15 protein-coding genes are annotated in these 15,457 nt (G+C 67.3%); 4 read left to right on the top strand and 11 right to left on the bottom strand.

What is annotated here, in order from left to right; translation table 11 throughout:
- Positions 1-10 precede the first annotated feature (10 nt).
- The 4 genes from KY501_RS38430 to KY501_RS38415 all read right to left on the bottom strand — a co-directional run bounded on the left by KY501_RS38430 (position 11) and on the right by KY501_RS38415 (position 3,531).
- Positions 11-919, bottom strand: a complete 909-nt coding sequence (locus KY501_RS38430; protein ID WP_224368849.1) for a sulfite exporter TauE/SafE family protein — start codon at positions 917-919, stop codon at positions 11-13.
- Positions 916-1,290: a rhodanese-like domain-containing protein gene (locus KY501_RS38425; protein WP_224368848.1), complete on the bottom strand. Its 375-nt coding sequence runs from the start codon at positions 1,288-1,290 to the stop codon at positions 916-918. The genes KY501_RS38430 and KY501_RS38425 overlap by 4 nt, the downstream gene beginning before the upstream one ends.
- A gap of 72 nt (positions 1,291-1,362) precedes the next feature.
- On the bottom strand, positions 1,363-2,061 hold the full coding sequence (locus tag KY501_RS38420; RefSeq protein ID WP_224368847.1) for an MBL fold metallo-hydrolase: 699 nt from the start codon (positions 2,059-2,061) through the stop codon (positions 1,363-1,365).
- A 123-nt stretch (positions 2,062-2,184) separates the two neighbouring features.
- The gene (locus KY501_RS38415) at positions 2,185-3,531 is read right to left on the bottom strand and encodes a sigma-54 interaction domain-containing protein (RefSeq protein WP_224368846.1); all 1,347 of its coding nucleotides are present in this window, start codon (positions 3,529-3,531) and stop codon (positions 2,185-2,187) included.
- 200 nt (positions 3,532-3,731) lie between these two features.
- On the opposite strand from KY501_RS38415, the gene KY501_RS38410 reads away from it, so the two are divergent.
- From KY501_RS38410 to KY501_RS38400, 3 genes are all read left to right on the top strand, one after another.
- A complete protein-coding gene (locus KY501_RS38410; protein WP_224368845.1) occupies positions 3,732-4,994 on the top strand; it encodes an NAD(P)/FAD-dependent oxidoreductase in 1,263 nt (420 codons plus the stop codon).
- A 94-nt stretch (positions 4,995-5,088) separates the two neighbouring features.
- Positions 5,089-5,640 carry a YaeQ family protein gene (locus tag KY501_RS38405; protein ID WP_224368844.1) on the top strand — a complete coding sequence of 184 codons (552 nt, stop codon included), beginning with the start codon at positions 5,089-5,091 and terminating at the stop codon, positions 5,638-5,640.
- On the top strand, positions 5,637-5,996 hold the full coding sequence (locus tag KY501_RS38400) for a hypothetical protein (protein ID WP_224368843.1): 360 nt from the start codon (positions 5,637-5,639) through the stop codon (positions 5,994-5,996). Before KY501_RS38405 ends, KY501_RS38400 begins: the two co-directional genes overlap by 4 nt.
- A 32-nt stretch (positions 5,997-6,028) precedes the next feature.
- On the opposite strand, the gene KY501_RS38395 is transcribed toward KY501_RS38400, so the two are convergent.
- Together KY501_RS38395 and KY501_RS38390 are read right to left on the bottom strand one after the other, a co-directional pair.
- Entirely contained in the window at positions 6,029-7,693 is a 1,665-nt protein-coding gene (locus KY501_RS38395; protein ID WP_224368842.1) for a serine hydrolase domain-containing protein, read from the bottom strand.
- A gap of 38 nt (positions 7,694-7,731) precedes the next feature.
- Positions 7,732-8,328: a DUF2442 domain-containing protein gene (locus KY501_RS38390; protein ID WP_224368841.1), complete on the bottom strand. Its 597-nt coding sequence runs from the start codon at positions 8,326-8,328 to the stop codon at positions 7,732-7,734.
- 79 nt (positions 8,329-8,407) lie between these two features.
- Here KY501_RS38390 and KY501_RS38385 point away from each other — a divergent pair, with 79 nt between their 5' ends.
- Positions 8,408-9,502 carry a hypothetical protein gene (locus tag KY501_RS38385; protein ID WP_224368840.1) on the top strand — a complete coding sequence of 365 codons (1,095 nt, stop codon included), beginning with the start codon at positions 8,408-8,410 and terminating at the stop codon, positions 9,500-9,502.
- Positions 9,503-9,553: 51 nt separating this feature from the next.
- Here the strand turns inward: KY501_RS38385 and KY501_RS38380 are convergent, their stop codons facing one another.
- The 5 genes from KY501_RS38380 to KY501_RS38360 all read right to left on the bottom strand — a co-directional run bounded on the left by KY501_RS38380 (position 9,554) and on the right by KY501_RS38360 (position 15,436).
- The gene (locus KY501_RS38380) at positions 9,554-10,291 is read right to left on the bottom strand and encodes a hypothetical protein (protein WP_224368839.1); all 738 of its coding nucleotides are present in this window, start codon (positions 10,289-10,291) and stop codon (positions 9,554-9,556) included.
- Positions 10,288-12,078, bottom strand: coding sequence for a hypothetical protein (locus tag KY501_RS38375; protein ID WP_224368838.1), 1,791 nt, complete (start codon positions 12,076-12,078; stop codon positions 10,288-10,290). Before KY501_RS38375 ends, KY501_RS38380 begins: the two co-directional genes overlap by 4 nt.
- Before the next feature lie 430 nt (positions 12,079-12,508).
- Complete coding sequence (gene cysK, locus KY501_RS38370; RefSeq protein ID WP_224368837.1) at positions 12,509-13,420, bottom strand: cysteine synthase A; 912 nt, start codon at positions 13,418-13,420, stop codon at positions 12,509-12,511.
- A 36-nt stretch (positions 13,421-13,456) separates the two neighbouring features.
- Positions 13,457-14,302 carry a serine O-acetyltransferase EpsC gene (gene epsC, locus KY501_RS38365; protein ID WP_224368836.1) on the bottom strand — a complete coding sequence of 282 codons (846 nt, stop codon included), beginning with the start codon at positions 14,300-14,302 and terminating at the stop codon, positions 13,457-13,459.
- Positions 14,303-14,431: 129 nt separating this feature from the next.
- A complete protein-coding gene (locus tag KY501_RS38360; RefSeq protein WP_224368835.1) occupies positions 14,432-15,436 on the bottom strand; it encodes an NAD(P)-dependent alcohol dehydrogenase in 1,005 nt (334 codons plus the stop codon).
- Positions 15,437-15,457: the final 21 nt, after the last annotated feature.

The following is a 15,457-nucleotide window of genomic DNA, read 5'->3' as shown; positions in this document are numbered from 1 at the left end:
GAAGAGGACCTCACGGAGAGGAACGGGAGCCGTCGATGACTCCCTTGGAGGGGAGGGTGGGCCTCACTCCGAGCGTCAGGAGTGACAGGCAGAGCACGCCGAGCGCGAGGCCGCCCGCCAACACGAGCGCCCGCACAGCGGGGACGTGGAGGAGCGACAACAGTTCTCGGACGAGGATGAACGCACCGAGCGCCACGATGAAGCTCGCGAAGGTTTTGCGCAAGCTCTCTGGGGAGAATCCCCGGCCCAGCCGGGTGCCGAGAAGCGAGCCGAGGATGGAGGCCACCGACATGCCTCCCGCGAGCGCCCAGTCCACGGGAGCACCGCTCAGGAGCGCGCTGAGCAGCCCCGAGGCACAGTTCAGCGTGATGACCAGCAGCGAGGTGGCCACCGCCCCCGGCATGGACAGCCCGCCGAAGAGGACCAGCGCGGGCACCACCATGAAGCCGCCGCCCGCTCCCACCAGGCCCGTCAGCAGCCCGACGCCGAACCCGTTGCGCAGCACGGCAGCCAGGTGCTTCCCCGCGGGTTGTTCGGGCACCTCGGCGGTGGCCGGCACCGGACGCCCGCGCAGCATGGCCACGGCGGTGGCGAGCACCATCCCCGCGAAGGCGACGAGCAGCAGGGCGGGAGGCACGAACTTCCCCACGCGTCCCCCCAGCGCCGCGCCCAGCATGCCGGCCACGCCGAAGAGCAGGCCCACCCGCCACTCCACCCGGCCCGCGCGGGCGTGGGACAGCGTGCCAACGGCGCTCGTCATTCCCACCACCACCAGCGAGGTGGCAATGGCTCCGCGCGGGCTCATGCCGAGCACATAGACGAGGATGGGGACCGTCAGGATGGAGCCGCCACCTCCGAGCAGACCGAGCGAGACACCCGCCACCAGCGAGAGGACGGCGCCGAGCAGGAGGGTGCTCACGAGGAGGTTCCCTGCCGTTGGCTGGTGCTCACCTGCTCGCTGGCACCCGAGCCCTCCACCTCGAGCCCGGCCTCGTGCACCGCGAGCATTCCTCCCTCCAGGTTGGAGAGCGAGGTGAAGCCCTGCTCGGCGAGCATGCGCGCGGCCTTCATGGAGCGCATTCCCGAGCGGCAGATGAGCAGCAGCGGAGTCTCTCGAGGCCATGCCCCCGCCGCGCTGGGGAGGGTGGCGAGCGGGACCAGCTCCGAGCGTGGCAGGTGCCCCAGCTTGCCCTCGAACTCCGAGGGCTCGCGGACGTCGATGCGACGCACCGCGGGGGGCAGGGTGCTCAGCTCACGGGGAAAGACGGAGTGGATCTGCGCGGAGGACATGAGGGTCTCTCAAGCCCCTCTCGTGGCGAGGAGCGGATCGGGTTCGATGGATGAACGGCGTGTCGCTGGGCTTCAGGCTTGGGGCGGTGGCGCGTTCAGTCCGCAGGCGCGATTGGCGGGGACCGCGATGCCGAGCTTCTTCGGCGGAGGCAGGTTCAGCTCGGACATGAGCTGGATGAAGGAAGCGCGGTCCTTGCCGGCCAGCCGCGGGTTGAAGCGCTTCTCCTCGCCGATGGTCGTCACCATGCGGCCCTTGTAGTCGTGGCCGGGGTGCACCCAGACTTCGTCCGGCAGCGTGAAGAGCACCTGGGTGATGGAGTCGTAGAGCTGCCCCGCGTCTCCATTCTGGAAGTCAGTGCGCCCGGTGCCGCGCACCAGGAGCGCGTCTCCCGTGAAGAGATGCTCTTCCACCAGGTAGCTCAGGCTGTCATCCGTGTGGCCCGGCGTCGCGAGCGCCACGATGCACAGCCCTCCCAACTGGAGGAGCTCCCCGTGCCGCACGTGGACGTTGGCGCAGGAGGCCCCTCGGGTGCTCGCCACCACCTGACAGCCGGTGCGCTCGCGCAGCTGGCCCGCCCCCGTCACATGGTCCGCGTGCACGTGCGTCTCCAGCACGTACGCCAGCGTCAGCTCCAGCTCCTTCACCAGGGTCAGGTCTCTCTCGGTTTGTTCGAGCACCGGATCGATGAGGGCCGCCTGGCGGGAGAGCGGGTCGGCGAGCAGGTACGTGTACGTCGAGGACTCGGGGTCGAAGAGCTGCCGGAAGATCATGGTCCTTCCTCCTGGCAGGGCTTCTTTGCCAGTCGCGTGCCATGGGCATGGACCCAGAGCGCCAGAAGGGATTCAGTGACTTGCAACCCTTGCGCTCGTTGCTGAAACGCTTCGTGAAACGTTTCAGTGTTCCGATGGCCCTCCTGCCTCTCGGAGCCTTCGCCACAGCGTGACGCGGCTGATGCCCAGAAGGGTCGCCGCGCGCGCCCGGTTGCCCCGCGTCTGCTCGAGTGCTCGGCGGATGTCCTCGATGCCGATGTCTCTCGTCGCGCCAGTCGAAGCCGAGGCGCTCTCGGGAGCCAGCGGCAAGCGCACCGGGCGTGCCTGCTCGTTGAACTCGGGCGGCAGCTCGGCCTCGGTGAGCGTGGGGCCCTCGCCCATGACGTGGGCGTACTCCATCACGTTGCGCAGCTCTCGCACGTTGCCCGGCCAGGCGTACTCCTGGAGCTGGCGGCGGGCCCGCGAGGAGAAGCGCAGCACCTGCCGGCCTCCGCGCGCGTTGAGCTCGGCCAGGAAGCGCTCGGCCAACGGGAGGATGTCTCCCGGGCGCTCCCGGAGCGAGGGCAGGAAGATGGGCACCACCCGCAGCCGGTACATGAGATCCGCGCGGAAGTGGCCCTGCTCCACTTCCCGCCGCAGCGCCCGGTGCGTGGCCGCCACGATGCGCACGTCCACCGAGACAGGCTCTCGCCCGCCCACTGGGATGACGGTGCGCGTCTCCAGCACGCGCAGCAGCTTGGCCTGCAGTTCCAGTGGCAGCTCCGCCACCTCGTCCAGGAAGAGCGTGCCTCCCTGCGCCAGCCTGAAGTGGCCCGGACTGTCCCGTACTGCCCCGGTGAAGGCTCCGCGCACGTGGCCGAACAGCTCGCTCTCCAGCAGGGTGGGCGAGAGGGCCGCGCAGTTGATGGCGCGGAAGGGGCCTCTCGCCCGGGCCGAGAGGGTGTGCAGGGCGTTGGCGACGAGCTCCTTGCCGGTGCCGCTTTCCCCGCGCACCAGCACGCTGGCTTCCGTGCGCGCCGCCTTCTCGATGATTCGGAAGAGCCGCCGCATGCGCAAATCCTGCGTCCACAGCCCTTGGAAGGTCTCCTCCCGGCTGTTCGGATCCACGTGGCAGGGCGCCAGGTGCACCGCATGGCCCGTGCTTCGGTTTCCCTCCGCGAGGGCCGTGGCTCGCACCCGCAGCAGCCGAAGCTTCCCGTTCCTCATGGGCTGGCCGAGAGAGAGGAGTCCCTCGCGCTGGGAGCGCAGCAGGGTTCGGAGTTCCTCCTCCGTGCCGGTGAACCCTTCGTGGAAGCGCTGTCCGGGGGAGGAGGTGGGGCCCAGCAAGGCTCGGGCTTCGGCTCCCAGGGCGAGCAACCGGCCCTGCCCGTCGAGCAGCACCGTGGGGCCTGCGACCGCCTCGAGCGCTCGCAGGGCCTGGCGCAGCGCCTCTTCGGTCAGTGCGGCTGTTTTCAGGGACGTTTCCTTCATGACAGCAGTCTTAGCCCTGAGGACGGGGGCGCGTGTTGCAGAGCGTTTCGTAGGCGTTTCAGCGCTCGTTTCAGCAGTGCCTTCCGGGGCGGGCTCTCAGAGGATGCGCCGGGGTCGCCTTGGGGAGAGACCCTTGGCACGCGCCATGCTGGGGCGAGAGGAGAAGACGAACCCGAAGCAATCCGGAGAAGGAGACCTCCATGCAGACCGTACCGACCTCGCAGGCTCTCGCCGCACCGATGGCCCTGGTGCCTGCTCGCGAGCACCACCGCGTCGTCATCATTGGAGGAGGCACCGCGGGCATCACCGTGGCTGCCCGCCTGCGGAGGCACGGAGTGCAGGGCGTGGCCATCATCGAGCCCTCTCGCAAGCACTACTACCAACCGTTGTGGACGCTCGTCGGTGCGGGGGCGGCTCGCGCGGAGGACAGCGTGCGTGACGAGGCCGACTTCATCCCAGAGGGCACGCGGTGGATCCAGGACCGCGCCGTGGAGGTAGATCCGGTGGTTCGCCAGGTGAGCACTCTGTCGGGCCTGCGCGTGGGCTACGACTACCTGATCGTTGCTCCGGGCATTCAGCTCAACTGGGACAAGGTGCGCGGGCTGCGTGAGGCCCTGCGGACTCCCTATGTCTCCAGCAACTACGACTTCGAGCTGGCGCCGAAGACGTGGAAGATGATCCAGGACTTCGATGGAGGCACCGCGCTCTTCACGCACCCTTCCACGCCGGTGAAGTGCGCCGGAGCTCCCCAGAAGATCATGTACCTGGCGGCCGACTATCTGCGGCGCACGGGCAAGCGGGAGCGATCGAGGATCCTCTTCGGATCGGGGGCCAAGGCGATCTTCGGCGTGAAGCCGTTCGCGGCGGTGTTGGAGCGCGTGGTGGAGCGGTACGGCATCGATGCTCGTTTTCAGCACAACCTGGTGGAGGTCCGTGGAGACACGCGCGAGGCCGTCTTCGAGGTGACGCGCGAGGATGGCAGCAAGGCGGAGTCCATCATTCCCTACGACATCCTCCACGTGACGCCGCCGCAGAGCGCGCCGGACTTCATCCAGCGCAGCCCGCTGGCGCATGCGGACGGGCCGTGCAAGGGCTGGGTGAAGGCGGACAAGTACACGCTCCAGCACCCGGACTTCCCCGAGGTGTTCGCGTTGGGGGATGTGTCGGATCTGCCCACCTCGCGCACGGGCGCCGCCATCCGCAAGCAGGCTCCGGTGTTGGTGGAGAACCTGAGGGCAGTGATGGAGGGCCGCAAGCCCGAGGCGCGCTATGACGGCTATGCCTCGTGTCCGCTCACCACGGGCTACGGCAAGCTGCTGCTCGCCGAGTTCGACTACGACGGGAAGCCCACTCCGAGCTTCCCGCTCATCGACACGCTCCAGGAGCGGCGCGACATGTGGCTGATGAAGAAGTACGGCCTGCCGCGGCTCTACTGGGGGCTCATGCTGCGCGGGCGCGCTTGAACTGGGGCCGCCTGGGGTACGTCACAATCCCCCGGGGCCTGCGGGATGCGCTATACCGCACTGCCCCTCCCCTCGAAGGGCACCGGAATCCCAGATGGCCCTTGCTCCCACTCTGTATGACTTCCAGATCTCCCTGAGCCACGTTGATCGCGCGATCGACCAGCCGCAACTGGGCCTCAAGGTCGCGCGTCACCCCTCCGAGACGATGCACCGCCTCTGGTTGCGGGTGCTCGCCTACTGCTGGCTCTGGGAAGAGCGGATGACCTTCGGCAAGGGGCTCGCCGAACCTGACGCGCCGGACCTCGAGTGCCGCGACTACACAGGGCTCGTCACCCAGTGGGTGCGAGTGGGCAAGGCGGATCCGGTCAAGGTTCAGCGCGCTGTTGATCAGAACCCCCACGCGAAGGTCTCCGTCCTGTTCGAGTCGGCTGACCGGCTCGAGGCCTTCGTCGCGGAGGCGCGGGAGGTCAAGGCTGCACGCGTGGCCAAGGCGGAGCTTGCCGCGGTCGACGCCGAGCTGCTGGAGGCGCTTTCGGCATTCGATTCACGGCGCATCAAGGTGTCGCTGACCTTCGTGGGCGATCATGTCTACGCCGACTGCGAGGGTCAGACGTTCGACGGTCCGCTGACCCGCGCGACCCTGTGAAGCTGGAGCGCCACGTCGGAGGGCTCTCACGGGCTCGCAAAGGCAACTACCTGCGCGCGCGTGGGTGGAGCGAGACCGAGCACGGCTGGCAGAGCCCGATCTTCGGCACGCTGCCCGTCGCCAAGGCCCTCCACCACCAGCTCACGGATGATCTCAGTCAGGCCCTCCGCAAGCGGGGGTGGCAGGTGCTCGGGTTCTCCGAGCGAGGCTACGTGCAGATGCGCGACGGCGAGCGCGGCAGACCGTGCTCGCTGCCCAAGGCGCTGCGCATCCAGGCACGCCGCGAGAATCTGCCAGTGGCCGAGCTGACCTACTCGCTGTTCCTCGCGGCACTGCTCGAGTCCGAAGGCCCGTAATTCTCATACGCTGCGGTGCTGGAGGGTCAGCCCTACCGCTCCTTTCGCTCGAACCGCAGGTCGCTCAAGACGAAGCCCGTCATCCGCCCGGCTCCATCACGGGTCAGCCGGAGAAGGCCGGAGGTTGTGTTGAACGCGTCGGCGAAGGCGGGCTCGAGCGGATGGCTCCCGATGGCCCGCCCTTTCAGCACCGCCTTCCCATCCTTCAGTTCGATGCGCCAGGTGGTATCCAGCTCGGGGCTGTAATACGCCCCTGCCAGCGGCTTCCAGTCGCCGTCCGAGAGCGTGACCGGCTGCACCCGCTTGAGGATTCCCAGCGTCTCCTCGCCGCGCGACAGCGTCACCTGCCCGCCCGAGAAAGAGAGCACGATCGGGGTGCCTTCCATCTCGAAGCGCTCGCTGCCTACCGCCCTCAGGGGACGATTGCTCCCTTTGTAGTTGAACTGGAGCTGGTTGTTCTCCTGGAGGATTTGCACCACGCGCTGCGCGGCCTCGTCATAGTAGTGCCCCGCATACCGGCCGAGATCCCCGGCAGGAGCTTCCGGTGCGCTCGCCGTCACGGGCGCGGGAGCCTTCGCTTCCTGCTTCGGCTCGGCCGCACCGAAGGCGTCGCCCAGGATGATGTCCGCCACGTTCTCGGCGAGATTCGGCCGGGCATCACCCCGGTTGCAGAGGACAGCGATGGAGACATGCTGCGCAGGGAAGCGCATCAGCAGGGTGCGATAGCCCGCCCATCCCCCGGAATGATGGATGCGCTGCACGCCGCGGTAGGTGTCCAGGAAGAGCCCCCGGCCGTAAGGAGTGCTGTCTCCCGTATCCAGCGCACCCCGCTCCTGGAGCGCGTCGATGAGGGCACGCCCTCCGACGCGGGCGCTGTAGAAGTTCTCCTCCCATTTGACCAGCTCGGTGACATTGGTCTGGACCTGCCCGTCTCCCACCTGATCCCAGTTCGACATGTCGATCCGATAGCCCTCCTTCTCCGAAGGCGAGTAGGCCGTGGCGCGCCCAGGGAGGATGGCAGTGTGGTCGTCGCGGAAGTGGCTCCGGGTCATGCCGAGAGGCTGGAAGAGGCGCTCCTTCGCGAACTCGGCCAGGGTCTTGCCGGTGACTCGCTTCACGATGAGCGCCGCCAGGAAGTAGCCGGTGTTGCTGTATTCGAAACGCGTTCCCGTTTTGAACTTCAGGGCTCGCTGGCGGGCAATCACCTCCAGGGCGTCGTCGTCATCCGTGACGTCCTCATAGTGATAGCCCTTGAAGAGGAGGAGATCGTTGTAGTCGCGCAGTCCGCTCGTGTGGTGGAGCAGGTGGTCGATGGTGATGGGCGTCCCGTAGTCTGGGACCTCAGGCAGGTACTTCCGGATGTCATCTGTCAGCGCGAGTTTCTTCTCGTTTGCCAGCAACACGAGGCTCGCAGCGGTGAACTGCTTGGAGACCGAGCCGACGTCGAACAGGGTCGTGGGGGTGATGGGCGTGGCCTGGTTCAGGTCGGCCATGCCGTAGCCGCGGGAGTAGAGGACCCGGCCGTCCTGGTAGATGCCGAGGGCACAGCCCGGGCTCGAAGGACTGTTGTAGGCCTTGAACACCGCATCGATGCGGGCCGGGTTGATGCGGACGGGCGGGGGAGGGGTGGCAAGGGCCGGAAGCGCTGCCATGAAACTGACGAGTCCGACGACGCTGCGGCGCAACGAGGCGTGCATGGGCTGTCCTGTGAGAAGGGCGGAGCCTGCCTCCTGGCTCAGGAAATCTCAACGACGCAGGCGCCCAGCTCCAGCAGGAGGGGAGCCCGAGCGGGGACCCGCCAGCGCTCGCCCGGAGTTGACGAGGTCGTCCCTCCAGCGCTCGTGGTTCCCTCCACCACCTCGACGAAATAGCAGGGGTGGTGTCCGCCGCCGACTGTCACGCGGGCATGGAACGGAGCCACACCTTCCTGGTCCACGACGACGGCGTTGGTCTCCGCGCGTCCGAGGCTGATCCCCTGGGACCAGGTCTCGTACCACCCGCCAATCTCCACCGTGGAGAGCACGGCCCCCTCTTTCGAGCGGAGCGTCGCCGTCACCCGGGACTTCTGCACGCGCCAATACAGCAGGTACGCGCTGAACGGTCGCGCCTCTCCCCAGGCGAGCGTGCCCGTCTCGGGGTCCACGCGGACCGTCTGGAAGTTCTCCGGCGAGCGCAGCCAGTCGCGAGTCTCCGCGGTGAGGTCCGGGACGCGCTCCGGCTCCCATTCGAAGAGGCAGGGCTTGAGGTTCGCCTCGCCCTCGTGCCCATCGCTGAAGCGGAGCCGGACGACGAAGGGAGCGACACAGCGGACTTCGAGAATCACCGCAGCCATGGCCGGGAAGATTTCCGCCGGATTTCGTTCTGAAGTCCAGAACCCCCGAAGCCTGCTTCGGCCCCTCTGGAGAACCCAGATGAACGTACGTCGCCTGCTGACCTCCCTGATTGCCTTCTCGGCCATCACCGCCTGTGGACCTGCTGATGTGGAGAACCCGGCCACCGCCGAGCTCGAGCAGTCCCTGTGTGCTCAGTCCAACTACCTGACCAATCCCACCTTCAATACCGTGGGACCCAACGGCACTCCCACTACGGTCACCACGGCGGTGGCCGGAGGCGCGGGCAACTCGGCGGCGGCCAACTGGACGCTCTTCACCAACACTCCCGGCACGGTCTTCACCGAGTTGCTGCCCTCCAGCCGCAATGACGGCACCCGCATGATCCACGTGCGCACCCAGGGTCCGGGCAACGGCCTGGTCCAGGTGTTCCAGCCGTTCAACACCGGCCCCACCCAGGTCATCTCGGGCGCCTGGATCTACGTGCTCAGCGGGCGCGTCTGCATCGGCACCGGGAACGGAGGCAACACCGGGTGCGATGCGTACAGCTCCACCACCGGCCAGTGGCAGTACGTCACCGCCTCCAATGGCGTCATCCCCGCCAATGAGTTCATCATCTACTCCACCACCACGACCGGCGCAGACTTCTACGTGGACGAGGCGAGCGTCCAGTTCTCGCCCAACCTGCTCGCCAACCCGACGTTCGCCACTGTCGGCCCCAATGGCTCGCTCACTTCGGTGACGACCAGCGTGCCGGGCTCGGCCGGGTGGTCCGCCGCGGCCAACTGGTCGCTGTTCACCAATAATCCGGGACTCATCACCAGCAGGCTCGAGCCCTCCACGCTGCCGGGCGGCGTGAACATGCTGCACGTCATCACCCACGCGGACCGGAATGGTGTGGTCCAGGTGTTCCCTGGCGCCAACTCGTGCACGGCCAATGGTCCGGCGCATGTCCTGTCGGGCGCGTATGTCTACGTGAACTCAGGCCAGGTGTGCATCGGCACGGGTAACGGCGGCAACACCTCGTGCAACGCGTTCAGCACCACGACGGGCCAGTGGCAGTGGCTCCAGGCGCCCAACGCGAACTCGCCCGCCAACGAATTCATCGTCTACGCCGCGAGCACGGCGGGCGCGGACTACTTCGTAGGCTTCGCCCGCGTCACCGAGACGCCCTGAGCGAGGCCATGCTACGCGGGCACGCTTGAACTTGGAGCTACCTGAGGTGCGTCACAACACGCGGGCGGCGCGGGCCTCCTCCAGCGAGTACTCCCGCCCGACGGTGGTGAAGGGGCCTGTCTTCTGAATGAGCCACGCGCGGGAGCCCGGAGGCAGGTAGAAGTCCTCGTTGAAGGGGGCCAGTCCCAAGTGGTGCAGGTAGTCCTTGAGCATCTCGAAGGTGAAGCGGTCCCTCAGTCGGCGCGCCTGGTACTTCTCCACTTGCTCGAAGGGGAAGGGCTCACCGGAGTGACCGAAGACCCAGCGTCCTCCATCATTCGCGGCATAGATGGAGCGCACATAGTTGAGGATCTTCCCCGGCTGCTCCGGGCCGAACACATCCAGCATCACCGCGCCATAGCGGCCTTGATTCCCGCGCAGTGTGTGGGGCACGGTGACCACTCGCAGACACCGGATGCTCAGCCGCCGGGCCATGTAGCGCATGGGGCTGGCGGCATCCGTGCCGGTCCAACCGTTCTCAAGGTAGGCTGTCCAAGCGCTGCGCGTCGGGATGAACAGGTGTCGCTGTGTCTCCCCACTGGTCAGGGGCAGCAGGCTGGAGAGCGCCTGCTCCAAGGAGCCCGAGACGGGGAGCACCTCTACGGTGATGCCCCGGGGCGTCATCAGCCCTTCCTGCCACGTGGCGAAGGCTCGCGCCGCCTGCTCCGTCCCCAGTTCCAGAAAACCTGTTGTCGAGGTGACGGGTGCCCAGCGGTCCTCCAGCAGCAGTCCTTTCATCTCTTGCGTCATTGAGTCACGTCTCTTGGCTCAGGGATGATGATCCGGATGATCTCGGCTTCCGGGTCGTTGGCGGTGAGGCGCGACTGGTGGGCAGGGCCACGACCCGAAGTAGGTGAGTCGTACTCCACATGATAGCGACGTCCGTTGTAGTCGAATTGCAAGTCCGGCCGATTGATTCCCACGCGCTGGTCGTTCCTGGTCGTCAGTTGCTGCTGGTTCACCCGAACGTTCGTGGCGCCTAGCTCGTCCAGGTACTTGATGTCCCTCTGGAGTTGCGCGTTCTGGCTGGGCCTGGGGCTAATGGGACGTTCCAGCGGCAACAGGTCTGGCGCCTTCGGCTTGACGGTGACGTCCTGGCGCAGACGCGGGCCGGCGGGCACCTGCGGCGTTGGGTTCTTGCCCGTGAGCGCTTGGACCAGTTCTGGAGAGGGCGCTAGGGGGGCCGATGCCGGAGGAGGCGGTGCTGGTGTCGGAGCAGGTTTTGGCGCAGGCGGAGAGGGTTCTGGAGCAGGCGCTGCGGCTTTCGGCGGAGCAGGCGGAGCCTTCACCTTGCCAGGGCCCACCGGCTCCACCCGCGCCGGGACACCCCACCCAGGCACGGGCCGCGTGGCGCTCATCAACTTGCCAGCAGCCACTCCTACCGCCAGCGCCGTGAAGAACTCCTGGGCCGCACCGAGCTTGGACACTTCCCGAGCGGTGAACATCTCCTGGCCGCTGCCCATCTGCCAGCCGCGCTCCAGCGCGAAGAAGAGCGGGTTGCTATCCCTCGCCAACCCATACAGCCCCAGGGAGAGCTGAAGGGTGGCTGGGTGTGTCATCACGTAGTGCTTGACGATGCGCCGCCGGTTCTCCCAGTGGGCATACCCCTCGGCGGCGGTGGCTCCTGTGCCTACCAGCCATTGCATGTCCTCGGTCTGTTCAGGGGTGAGGCGCTCGGGTGTCACCAGCGGCCACATGCGAACAGGCTCGGGCACCGTCGCCGAACTCATGGCTTCGACGTATTTGTACTCCCACTCGGAGAGCGGGTGGGTCCAGTGCTTGATGTTCTCCCCAGGGCCCGAGGCCCACCAGGACAGGACGTCCCCGGGTTTTCGCAGGAGCAGAATCTGCTGAATCACATCCCGCTCGCTGGAGGGGACGTGCACCACTTCCGAAGGAGCGGGCGAGAGCCCAGCCGTTCTCACCTCTGCCGCAGATGAGGGGCTCGCGCCCTGCGGCTGGAAGGCTCCTGCTGGACTCAGGGCGGATTGCTGCGCCCATGGGCGCTGAGACGGGGCAAGGACCCGCGAACGGGACGGGGAGCCGAAGCCGAAGAGGATACCCACCCCGAGGGAGACCACCCCTTCCCCGTGCGCGGGCTGGGAGGGCGGGAACGCGTACACGCCACCAAGGCCCATCTCCAGCCCAATGCCCCCACGAATGGCGTGCACGCCGACTTCGCCGCCCGCCCGCAGCCGTGGAGGCCATAAGGAGCGGGGGGTGACGGCCACTCCTCCGATGGCTTTGAAGTACAGCGGCCCCTCGCCCGTGAAGCGCGCGACCGCGTCCGTGGATAGCTCCCACGCTGCGGAGGAGGTGGCCTGAGGCAGCAACGTCAAGCGCCCGCCGAGTCCCTGGCCTGCTTCCCACAGGCCCCACAGGCTCACGCTGTACGAGGTACGCGGCGCCCAGGGGCTACCCAGCGCGGTGCCCTGCGAGACACCCGCCCCCACAACGGCCCGTATCGGGTTCGTCTCGTCAGAGGCGTGTGCCCCGGGCGCGACGAAGACAGCCAGCAGCAAGAGGCTGACAGCCACATGCAACCGTGAGGGCTGGCGCGCTCCCGGGGGCCTCACGCGGCCAGCCCTTCGAGGGTCGCTCCGCGGAGCGGATGCGGGGAGTGTTGGCGTGATCCATTCACCACACCCAAGAGCTTCAGCTTGGGCATCCGCTGGCGGCGTCCCGCTGCATCCTGAATCATCTCTTGAGCTTCACCGCACGTGCTGGCCCTGCCAAGTTCTCGTGCCCTTGCGGACGGTGAGGGGCGCGGCGGTTTCTGTGCGCTCCCCGGGGCCGGGTTTCCGAGCCGAACGGCCAAGCGTCCGACGGGGAATCATGCGGACGGTGGGCGACTTCCTCAACGAGAAGCACAAGAGCCAGACGCTGCTGCGGACCTTCTGAGCCAGAGAAGCGAGGGGCATATGGCACCCTCGCCTCCAATCTTTCCACGAGGGGGAGAGCGCTCGCTCAGAACAGGTTCTCGATGGAGAGGTAACGCTCGCCCGTGTCATAGCAGAACGTAAGCACCCGGCTGCCATCAGGGATCTCGCTCAGCTTGCGGTTCACCGCCGCCAGTGCCGCCCCCGACGAGATGCCCACGAAGATGCCCTCCTCACGCGCCGAGCGGCGGGCGAAGTCGAACGCCTCCTCCTCCGGAATCTGGATGGCCCCGTCGATGGCCGCCGTGTGCAGGTTCTTCGGGATGAAGCCCGCGCCGATGCCCTGAATGGGGTGCGGCCCCGGCTGCCCGCCGCTGATCACCGGAGACTTCACCGGCTCCACCGCGAACACCTTCAGCTTCGGCCACACCTTCTTCAACTCCTCGCCGATCGCCGTGATGTGGCCGCCCGTGCCCACGCCCGTGATGATGTAGTCCAGCCCCTCCGGGAAGTCCGCCTGGATCTCCTTCACCGTGGTGCGCTTGTGCACCTCGATGTTCGCCTCGTTCTCGAACTGCTGCGGCATCCACGCGTTCGGCGTCTGCGCCACCATCTCCTGTGCCCGCGCAATCGCTCCCTTCATGCCCTGCGCCCGAGGCGTCAGCTCGAACGTCGCCCCGTACGCCGCCATCAGCCGGCGCCGCTCCAAGCTCATGGACTCGGGCATCACGAGGATCAGCTTGTACCCCTTCACCGCCGCCACCATCGCCAGACCGATACCCGTGTTCCCCGAGGTCGGCTCGATGATGACGCTGTCCTTCTTGAGGATGCCCCGCTTCTCGGCGTCCTCGATCATCGACAGGCCGATGCGGTCCTTGATGCTGCCGCCCGGGTTGGCGCGCTCCAGCTTCATGTAGACCTCGACCCGCGACGGGAAGAGCCGGTTGATGCGGACGTGCGGAGTGTTGCCAATGGTCTGCAGGATGTTCGCTGCCTTCATTCGGTGGAGCCTCGCGGGTAGGGAACTGCGCAGGGGTTAGATGTGGAACTCGATCTCTCCGAGGTCCGCGTCGTTGTTGCGGTGACGCACTTCGGTGCGGCGGGTGACGATGGACTGGGGCGGCACGCTCTGCGTCAGCCACGCGTTGCCGGCGATGACGGTGCCTCGGCCCACCACCGTGTCTCCGCCCAGGATGGTGGCGTTGGCGTACACCACCACCTCATCCTCGAGCGTGGGGTGGCGCTTCTTGTTCGACAGGTTCTTCTGCACCACCAGCGCGCCCAGCGTGACGCCCTGGTAGATCTTCACCCCGTCCCCAATCACCGTCGTCTCGCCAATCACCACGCCGGTGCCATGGTCGATGACGAAGCGCCGGCCGATGGTGGCTCCCGGGTGGATGTCCACGCCGGTGCGCTGGTGGGCGAACTCCGTGAGCAGGCGCGGCAGCAGCGGTAGCCCCAGCACATGCAGCGCGTGCGCCACCCGGAAGATGGCGATGGCGTAGAAGCCCGGATAGGTGAGGATCACCTCGTCCACGCTGCGCGCGGCCGGATCCGCCTGGTGGATGGCCGTGGCGTCCTGCCGCAGCAAGTCGTAGATGTCCGGCAATTGCTCCATGAAGCGCCGGGAGATGGTCGCGTCCACCTCGGGGTAGAGCGGCGCCAGGATCGATTGTAGCCGGACGAGGTAGGCCTCCACGGCCATCACGTCCCGTTGAACGGCGGCCGCGTTGCACTCCAATTGCTCGGCGAAGTGGGGGAAGAGCAGCCCCAGTACCTGTTGGACGAAGGCGGGCGCCGCGACCCGGATCTCCGGGGGGAAGCATTGGCGCTGGCGGCTCTCCAGCAGCACCGACAGCAGCCTGTCGTGAGGGGCATCCATGGGGGAGCGGACCTTAACCCACCCCGATTCGCGGGGCGGAGGTTTTTCCACTATAACGGATGGGCTTCCGCTCCGCCCACTTCTGGTCGCGCCCTTGTCTGGCGGGCTGCGTCAGTGCCTCCAGAACCCTCAGAGTTCCAGGACGGCCCGGTAGCGTACCTCATTGCGCGCCACGCGGCCGAGGGCCTGGTTGACCTGATCGATCCGGAAGCGCTCGGTCTGCGCCTTCACCCCGTGCCGGGCGGCCACCTGGAGCATCTCTCGCATCTCGGCGGGGCTGCCGGTATTGCTGCCGACGATCCGCTTGTTGGTCACCAGCAGGGGGAAGATGGGCACGCTGACGTTGCTCGGAGGCGAGCCCACGAAGCACAGCGTCCCGCCCGGGCGCAGGGCGTTGATGTAGTCCATCCACGGCAGGTCCGCGTTCACCGTGGAGAGGATGAAGTCGAACGCGCTGGCGTGCTTGCGCAGGGGCTCTTCACCCCGAGTGGAGACGAAGTGGTGGGCTCCGTGGCGGCGGGCCTCGGCCTCCTTGTCCGGGGAGGTGGAGAAGGCTGTCACCTCGCAGCCGAAGGCCCGCGCGAACTGGAGCCCCAGGTGCCCCAGCCCGCCAATGCCGATGACGCCCACGCGGTGCTGCGGCCCCATGCCGTACTGTTTCAGCGGAGAGAAGACGGTGATGCCGCCGCACAGCATGGGCGCGACCGTCTCCGAGGCCAGCGTCTCCGGGACGGGGATGACGAAGCGGCTGTTGAGCTGGATGAACTCGGCGTAGCCGCCGTGCCGGCCCACGCAGGTGGGGGCGAAGCGCGGACAGAGGTTCTCCTGGCCTCGCGCGCACCAGTCACACTCGCCACAGGAGTTCGATTCCCAACCCACGCCCACGCGCTGGCCCGGCTTCAACTGCGTCACCAGCGAGCCCACCTGGCTGATGGTGCCGACGATCTCGTGGCCGGGGACCAGGGGGAAGCTGCTCAGCCCCCAGTCATTGTTCACCATGTGGAGATCCGTGTGGCAGATGCCGCAGTGCGAAATCTTCACCTGCACCTCATGGGGGCCGAGCGGCCGGGGCTCGAACTCGAACGGCACGAGGCTCTGACCCTTCCCAGGAGCGGCATAGGCTTGGATTTTCATGGGGGAGTTCCGTAACGCACT

The sequence above is a fragment of the Hyalangium versicolor genome (assembly GCF_020103695.1).
GTDB lineage: Bacteria > Myxococcota > Myxococcia > Myxococcales > Myxococcaceae > Hyalangium > Hyalangium versicolor.
Note: the sequence above shows the minus strand (reverse complement) of the source record. Positions and strands in the feature narration are given on the sequence as shown.